Here is a 2373-nt window from a genome sequence, read left to right as displayed (position 1 = left end):
CGCCCAGCAGCACGTCGTCGACCCCGCCGTGGAAGGCGGCCGGGACGGACGACAGCAGCGGACCCGTGTGCGCCTCCGGCAGCGTCACCGTCAGCCGTCGTGCCGTGCCGGCGGTGTCGCGCGCGGGGTCCAGGGCCCGGCTGCCGAGCGTCGGCTCGCCGTTTCTCGACGTCTCCTGCCAGTACGCGAGTTCGGCGGTCACCCGCGGGTCCCGCGCCCGCTCGCGGAGCAGTCCCGCCCAGCGCCGGAACGACGTGCCCACCGGGTCCAGCCGCACCTGCTCACCCGCCGCCACCGCCTCCCACGCCTGCCGCAGGTCCGGCAGCAGGACGCGCCACGACACCCCGTCCACGGCGAAGTGGTGCACGGTCAGCAGCAGTCGGCCCGGCGCCTTCGCGCCCGCGTCGAACCACACCGCCTGCACCATCACGCCCGACTCCGGCGCCAGCCGCGCCACCGCGGCCCGCGCCTCGGCCACCACGTCGGCGTCGGCCGAGGACACCCGGCGCACACACCGGACGGCGTCCACCGAGCCCCGCTCGGCCACCTCCGACGTCCAGTCCGCGGACACCCGCAGCCGCAGCGCGTCGTGGTGGTCGAGCAGCGCCTGCACCGCCGCCGTGAGCCGCTCCTCCCCCAGCCCGGCCGGCACCCGCAGGAACACCGACTGCTGGAAACCGGCCGCCGTGCCCCGCCACTCCCGCAGCCAGCGCATCACCGGGGTCGGCTCCACCGGACCCGTGCCGTCGTCCTCGACGGCGTCCGCCGGTTCCTCGCCGACGGTGCCGCAGACCTCCGCGAGCGCGGCCGGCGTGCGGTGTTCGAAGACCGCGCGCGGGGTGAGGGCCAGGCCGGCCCGCCGCGCCCGGCTGACCAGCTGGATCGACATGATGCTGTCCCCGCCCAGCGCGAAGAACCCGTCGTCCGCGCCCACGTCGCCGACGCCCAGCACCTCCGCGAACAGGGCGCACAGGGTCCGCTCCGCAGGAGTGCGCGGTGCCCGCCCCGCGCCCGCGGTGCCGGTGAAGTCGGGCACGGGCAGGGCCGCGCGGTCGAGCTTGGCGTTCGCGGTGAGCGGGAGCGCGTCGAGCAGGAGGATGCCGGAGGGGACCATGTACTCCGGCAGCCGTTCGGCGAGGTTCGCCCGGAGCGTGGCGGGGTCGGGCGCGCGTCCCGGTTCGGGCACGACGTAGCCGACGAGGTGCTTGCCGCCGGAGGGGACCTGCCGCACGAGGACCACGGCGTCGGCGACCCCGTCCTGTTCGCCCAGTACGCCCTCGATCTCGCCGAGTTCGATGCGGAAGCCGCGGATCTTGACCTGGTGGTCGGCCCGGCCGAGGAACTCCAGGACCCCGTCCGGCGTCCAGCGCACCAGGTCGCCCGTGCGGTACATGCGGGTACCGGCCGGACCGAACGGATCGGCGACGAAGCGCTCCGCGGTCAGCGCGTACCGGCGCGCGTAGCCACGGGCCAGTGCGTCACCGGCGATGTACAGCTCGCCCACCGCGCCGGGTGGCACCGGCCGCAGCCGGCCGTCGAGCGCGTAGGCGCGCATGCCGTCGCGGGCGCGGCCGATGGGCACGTTGCCCGGTACCCGGGCCGCGTCGCGCATGGCGTGCTGGGTCGCGAACAGGGTGATCTCGGTCGGGCCGTAGATGTCGGTGACGACCGTGTCCGGGCACGCGTTCAGGACGCGCCGCACGGACGCCGACGAGACCACGTCGCCGCCGGTCAGCACCTCGCGGACGCCCGCCAGGCAGCCGGGGTCCTCCTCCGCCACCACGCGGAAGAGTCCGGCGGTCAGCAGCAGCGAGGTCACACCGTGTGTGCGCAGCGCACGGGCGATGGTGGGGACGTCCAGGTCACCGGGCGGTGCGACGACGACCTCCCCGCCGCCGAGCAGGGGCATCCACAGCTCGTAGGTGGACGGGTCGAAGCCGTACGGCGAGTGCAGCAGCACCCGGTGCGGGCGCGCTTCGGCGCGGGAGGCGTCGGCGTTCCAGCGGCGGTCGGTGGCCAGGCTCACCACTCCGCGGTGGGTGATCTCCACGCCCTTCGGCTCGCCGGTGGAGCCGGAGGTGAACATCACGTACGCGGCGCTGTCCGGCAGGACGCTCGGGACGGGGGCCCGTACGGGGGTCTCCGTCCCCTCCGGACGGTCGTCGTCGCCGGCCACGACCTCGTGCTCGATCCCGGGCAGCCCGCCGACGGCCGTGCTGCCGTCCGTGACCACGACACGGCATCCCGCCAGCCGTGTCATCGAGGCCAGCCGGGCCCTGGGCAGCTTCCCGTCGAGGGGCACGTAGGCCGCTCCGGTCTTCAGCACGCCGAGGACCGCCGTCACGACCTCCGGCGAGCGCTCCATCAGCAGCG

At 75.5% G+C, this 2373-nt stretch carries 1 protein-coding gene; it reads right to left on the bottom strand.

Annotated features, from left to right (window positions below; translation table 11 throughout):
* A partial coding sequence (locus tag AB0A94_RS38625; protein WP_361751708.1) for an amino acid adenylation domain-containing protein occupies positions 1-2373 on the bottom strand: 2373 nt, incomplete at both ends.

Source organism: Streptomyces sp. NPDC044984 (assembly GCF_040646935.1).
Taxonomy (GTDB): domain Bacteria; phylum Actinomycetota; class Actinomycetes; order Streptomycetales; family Streptomycetaceae; genus Streptomyces.
This window is presented reverse-complemented; position numbering and strand designations above follow the sequence as displayed.